Annotated in this window: 7 protein-coding genes; 1 reads left to right on the top strand and 6 read right to left on the bottom strand. The window is 62.5% G+C overall.

Features of this window, described 5'->3' with window-relative positions; translation table 11 throughout:
• From EN750_RS17095 to EN750_RS17085, 3 genes are all read right to left on the bottom strand, one after another.
• A partial coding sequence (locus tag EN750_RS17095; RefSeq protein WP_281062304.1) for a biotin carboxylase N-terminal domain-containing protein occupies positions 1–383 on the bottom strand: 383 nt, incomplete at its 3' end.
• Positions 380–613: an acetyl-CoA carboxylase gene (locus EN750_RS17090; protein ID WP_013533152.1), complete on the bottom strand. Its 234-nt coding sequence runs from the start codon at positions 611–613 to the stop codon at positions 380–382. The genes EN750_RS17090 and EN750_RS17095, both read right to left, overlap by 4 nt.
• A 66-nt stretch (positions 614–679) precedes the next feature.
• Positions 680–1,402, bottom strand: coding sequence for a LamB/YcsF family protein (locus EN750_RS17085; RefSeq protein ID WP_127319967.1), 723 nt, complete (start codon positions 1,400–1,402; stop codon positions 680–682).
• A gap of 135 nt (positions 1,403–1,537) precedes the next feature.
• Here EN750_RS17085 and EN750_RS17080 point away from each other — a divergent pair, with 135 nt between their 5' ends.
• Positions 1,538–2,443: a LysR family transcriptional regulator gene (locus tag EN750_RS17080; RefSeq protein ID WP_127294331.1), complete on the top strand. Its 906-nt coding sequence runs from the start codon at positions 1,538–1,540 to the stop codon at positions 2,441–2,443.
• A 207-nt stretch (positions 2,444–2,650) separates the two neighbouring features.
• Here the strand turns inward: EN750_RS17080 and EN750_RS17075 are convergent, their stop codons facing one another.
• The 3 genes from EN750_RS17075 to EN750_RS17065 form a co-directional block, all read right to left on the bottom strand.
• Positions 2,651–3,790 (bottom strand): alpha-hydroxy acid oxidase, encoded by a 1,140-nt coding sequence (locus tag EN750_RS17075; protein ID WP_127397106.1) that lies wholly within the window; start codon positions 3,788–3,790, stop codon positions 2,651–2,653.
• Positions 3,791–3,893: 103 nt separating this feature from the next.
• On the bottom strand, positions 3,894–4,991 hold the full coding sequence (locus EN750_RS17070) for an isocitrate/isopropylmalate dehydrogenase family protein (RefSeq protein ID WP_127397105.1): 1,098 nt from the start codon (positions 4,989–4,991) through the stop codon (positions 3,894–3,896).
• Between the two features lie 25 nt (positions 4,992–5,016).
• A partial coding sequence (locus EN750_RS17065; protein ID WP_127397104.1) for an SDR family oxidoreductase occupies positions 5,017–5,320 on the bottom strand: 304 nt, incomplete at its 5' end.

Raw genomic sequence — 5,320 nt, 5'->3', positions numbered from 1 at the left:
CCCGCAGCGGCAGCGGCCGATCGCGCCGAGACCTTGTCTCCCATCATCCGGATCGCATCTCCCGACGGGCCGACGAAGACCAATCCAGCGCCTGTGACCGAGTCGGAAAACGCGGCATTCTCGGCAAGGAAACCATAGCCAGGATGAACGCTGTCGCAACCGGTGTCGCGGGCAGCCTTCAGAATTGCTTCGACATTGAGATAGGACTTCTTTGCTGCTGGTGGGCCGATGTTGACCGCTTCGTCCGCAAGCTGGACGTGGAGCGACTCGGCGTCTGCGGCCGAATACACCGCCACGGTGGCGATCCCCAAATCTTGCGCGGCCCGGATGATCCTGACCGCTATCTCGCCCCGGTTGGCAACCAGAAGCTTTTTCAGCATCAGTCGAGGTCCGCGATAGGTGCGCCGGCCATGATCGGGTCTTCATTGTCGGCAATGAAGCGGATGTTCGTACCGGCCGTCTCGGCCCTCACTTCGTGGAACGACTTCATCACTTCGATGAGGCCGATTACGTCTCCGGCGGAAACCGCGTCGCCATCCGCCTTGTAGGGCGGCTGGTCTGGCGAAGCGCTGCGATAGAAAGTGCCGGGAAGAGGCGAAAGAATCTGGGCCATAAAAAGCTCCGGAAAACTGCAGACAGACTAATTTGGAACCGCCTGCGCGGGCGGGTTCGGTCGAGTTCAGTGCCAGGGAGCGATTGCGGTGCGCACGGCCCTGGCTATTTCGATGGCGTTCGGCGTATCGGAATGCACGCAGATGGTTTCGCAGCGTACGGGAAAGAAACTGCCGTCCTCTGCCGTGCCCTCGCCCTCCCTGATGGCGCGCACGCACCGCTCGGCCATCTCTGCGGGGTCCTTGGCGTCATGAACGCGTGTCAAGATCAGCTTGCCGGAGGCATCGTAGTCGAGATCGGCATAGAACTCGGCGACGAATGGGATACCGCGCTCTTGATAGATCTTCTCATGCAGGGTGCCCGTCATGCCGAAGAGGGGTACGCCGAAAATCTCTGCCGCGTCGCACACGCCATGGGCGATTGCCTCCTGCTGCATGGCCATGAAGTAGAGGCTGCCATGCGGCTTGATGTGGTGGAGTTCCACACCCTCGGCCCTGAGGAAGCCGGCAAGCGCTCCCACCTGGTAAATGATGGTGTTCCTGACTTCTTCGCGGGTCATCCGCATCTCGCGCCGGCCGAAACCCTGAATGTCGGGCAAGCCTGGATGGGCGCCGATCTTTACGCCACTCGCCTTGGCGCTGCGGACGGCGGCGTGCATGTGATCCGGATCGGAGGCATGAAAACCACAGGCGACATTGGCAACGTCGATGATGGGCATCATGCCCATATCATCGCCAACCTTGTAGAGGCCAAAGCTTTCGCCCATGTCGCAGTTTAGCGTCACCGCCATCGCATTGTTACCCCTCGAAGCTGCCGTCTTTGCGGCGTTGCAGCATTTTTTGCGCATGCGAGGGCGTTTGTGAAATAGTAGTTTATTGATTGTCATATCAAAAAAACAGATAATGGTTCTGGGCCGGAGCGCACCATGACCATCACCTTGAAACAGCTTGATTATTTTATCGCGACCGCCGAGAGCGGACAGGTCAGTCATGCTGCGGTGGAACTCAACATCTCGCAATCGGCCGTCACTGCGGCGATAAAGACGCTTGAGGCTGACCTGGGCGTACGGCTTTTGGAGCGTAACCACGCTGGCGTAAGACTGACTATGGAGGGCGCGCGGTTTCTTGAACATGCGCGTGTTATCACCGGGGCCGTCGCTGCCGCCGTCCGAAGCCCGTTGCGCGATAGGAAAGGCCTGGCGGGCAAGCTGCGGCTTGGCATGACCTACACGGTCGTCGGCTACTACATGTCGCGCCACTACGCGCGATTTCGAAAGACCTATCCCGAGATCGAGGTCGAGGTGCTGGAACTGCCCCGAGACGCTCTCGAAAGCGGGTTGATGTGCGGGGACATCGACATGGCCGTGATGCTGGTGTCGAACCTGGAGCACACCAAGGAGTTGGCGCAGGAGGTCTTGATGCGCTCGAACCGCCGGCTCTGGCTTTCGGCTGATCATCATCTGCTCGCGCGACAGGAAATCAGCCTCACCGATGTGGCGGCGGAAGATTATGTCATGCTGACGGTTGACGAGGCACGTACGACGGCCGCCCGTTACTGGGATGCCGCGGGGCTTTCGCTTCGCGCCGTCCTTACCACCAGTTCGGTCGAGGCCGTGCGGTCGCTCGTGGCTGCCGGCATGGGGGTCACTGTCCTGTCCGACATGGTTTACCGCCCCTGGTCCTTGGAAGGGCAGCGCATCGAAGTGCGCGGGCTTGTCGAGCCCATTCCTACCATGGATGTCGGCCTGGCCTGGTCGCGGGACAGATCAATCGAACCGGCCGCGGCGGCCTTCCGGGCCTTCATGTCCGTGACCATGGGCGGCGGCGGCTAACCGCATGCCGTCAGGCAGGCGCTATGGCTCAGGCTCGCTGGTTGAGCAGCCGAGCGTGCTGCGCGCGGGAGCTGAAGCCTCGCATCATCAAGGGGGATTTCACCTTTGTCGCAAATAACGCCAAGGGCTTCAGAATGATGAGGAAGAATATTGGACGAGCGGGGGTTTTCTGTACCTCTTGACCAAGCGTGAGCACTCTTCTTGGCGCTATGCTATGATTTCTGATCCCGCTTCCTGAAAACGGGGGATCCCGCAGAGCCTGAGGCAAGTCACCACTTCGTCCAGGAGGATATCGAGTGCTTTGGCCACACCGGCCTCGCCAGCCACGGCGCCGAACAGGGCGGCCCGGCCGATCGCCGCGACGGTGGCGCCGCGTGCCTTGGCCTTGATGATGTCCGTGCCCGTGCGGATACCGGAATCGGTGAGGATCGGGACTTGGGCGCCAAGTGCCTCACGGATGGCGGGCAGGGCATCGATGCTCGATACAGCACCGTCGAGCTGACGGCCTCCATGGTTGGACACCCAGATGCCATCGGCACCAGCCGCGACCAGTCGCGACGCGTCGCCCGGGTGCAGGACGCCCTTGACCAGCAGCCGGCCTTTCCACCAGTCGCGGATCTGGCGGAAATCGTCCCAGTCGAAACCTGCATGGAGGCTGCCGCCAACACGCGCGGCGATCGTCAGGCTGGCGCTGTTGTCACCGAGATAGCCGCGGACGTTCTCGAACTGGGGCAGACCGCCGCTCAGCAGGCGCAGCGACCAGCCAGGATGAAGCATGCCTTCCCAGAGATGCCGGGCCGAAGGCCGCAGTGGGATGGATATGCCGTTCCTAAGATCCTTTTCGCGCTTGCCCCCGGCTTGCAGATCAACGGTCACCACCAGCGTCGAATAGCCAAATTCTTCCGCCCGCCTCACCAGTTGGCGATTGAAGTCGAAATCCTTGAGCACATAAAGCTGGAACCACAGCGGCCCCTGTACGGCTCGCGCCATGCCTTCGATGCTGGCCGTGGCCATGGTGGAGAGTGTGTAGGGGATGCCGCGAGCGGTTGCCGCCCTCGCGATGGCAATGTCGGCTCCGGGCCTGACCAGCGCGCAGGAACCCATCGGGCTGATCACGAGCGGTGTCGGCAAGGTCTCGGACCAGAGCGTCGTGGAAACGTTCGGATGCGAAACATCGGTAAGCACGCGCGGCAAAAGTCTGATCTTTTCGAAATCGCTTCGGTTGGCGTTAAGGGTGAGTTCCTGCCCCGCCCCGCCATCGATGAATTCGAAGATGGATTTCGGCAGGCGACGACGGGCAAGCCTGCGAAAATCCTCGACCGAAACCTGGCGATCGAGAGCGCCCATCTCAAGCCTCGCCCTCGTGCCGGTCGGCAATGAATATCCGGCGCATGAGCGTCTGGCCGACCTTGCGAGGTCCAACAAGATCTATCTTCACCTTGATCATCAGTCACGCCGCTGCCGCGAGCCGGTCGCAGATCGAGCGGGTTATCTCGCTGGTCGACGCCCTGCCTTTCAGATCGGCGCTCAGAAGCCCGTTGGCCAGGCAGTCCTCGGTCACGCGACGGATGCGCGCCGCGGCCTGGTTGAGCCTCTCGTCGCCATGCTTGTGGCCGAGCCAGTCGAGCATCGAGGCTGCCGACAGGATCGTCCCATACGGATTGGCGATACCTTGGCCGACAATGTCGGGCGCCGAGCCGTGCGCGGCCTGGAAGAAGCCGTTGGCCGCGCCGATCTCGGCTGAAGGCGCCATGCCCATCCCGCCCACCGTCGCGGCGGCGAGGTCGGACAGGATGTCGCCGAACATGTTCTCGCAGACGATGACGTTGAAATGGCCCGGTTTCAGCACGAGATGCATCGCCATGGCGTCGACCAGCGCGTGCTCGGTCGCGATATCGGGATAGTCCTTCGCCACTTCGTCGAAGACGGAGCGGAAGAAGGCATAGCTGCGCAGCACGTTGGCCTTGTCGCAGCAGGTGACCCGGCGCACGCCGTCACGCGGCGCGCCGCCCGACTGGCGCGCCAGTTCGAAGGCCTTGCGCACGATACGCACGATGCCGGAGCGGGTCTGCACCAGCGTGTCGACCGCCACTTCGCCGCGCAACAGGGCGCCCGATCCCCGCGCGGCGTAAAGCCCTTCGCTGTTCTCGCGCAAGATGATGTAGTCGATATCGCCGGCCTTCACTCCGCTCAACGGACTAGGCACGCCCTCGAAGAGCCTGATGGGGCGGACGTTGGCATAGAGATCGAGTTCGAAGCGCAGTCTCAGCGTGAAATCCAGGCCTGCTTCGGTTCCATCGGGATGGACGACGCCCGGCAAGCCGCCCGCACCATGCAGGATGGCGTCCGCCGCGCGGCAGGCCTGGAAGGTCGGCTCGGGAAAGCTCTGGCCGGTCTTCAGGAAATGCTCGGCTCCGGCCGGGTATTCGCTGAAGTGCAAGGGGTTGCCGGGACCAAGCGCTGCTTTCACCACTTGAACCGCTGCGGCGCAGACTTCCGGGCCGATGCCGTCGCCATGCACCACGGCGATTTCGTAGACAGGCTTCATCGCCAACTCCCAAATGGTCTAACGCTCAGATGCACTTGCCGCCGTCGACATTGAGGTCGACGCCGGTGATCATGCTGGCTTCGTCGGAGCACAGGAATGCCGCGGCGTTGCCCATGTCCGCCGGCGTAGACAGCCTGCCGATCGGAATGGTGGCGACGACGCGGGCGCGGTTTTCCTCGCCGGAGCCGATGAAGGTGGACAGAAGCGGCGTGTCGCCGGCAACCGGGTTGATGGCGTTGACGCGGATGCCGAAGGGGGCGAGTTCCACGGCCATGGCCCGGGTGGCGGCAATCGCCCAGCCTTTGGAAGCATTGTACCAAGTCAAATTC

Source organism: Mesorhizobium sp. M7A.F.Ca.ET.027.03.2.1 (assembly GCF_003999175.1).
Classification (GTDB): Bacteria; Pseudomonadota; Alphaproteobacteria; order Rhizobiales; family Rhizobiaceae; genus Mesorhizobium.
Note: the sequence above shows the minus strand (reverse complement) of the source record. Positions and strands in the feature narration are given on the sequence as shown.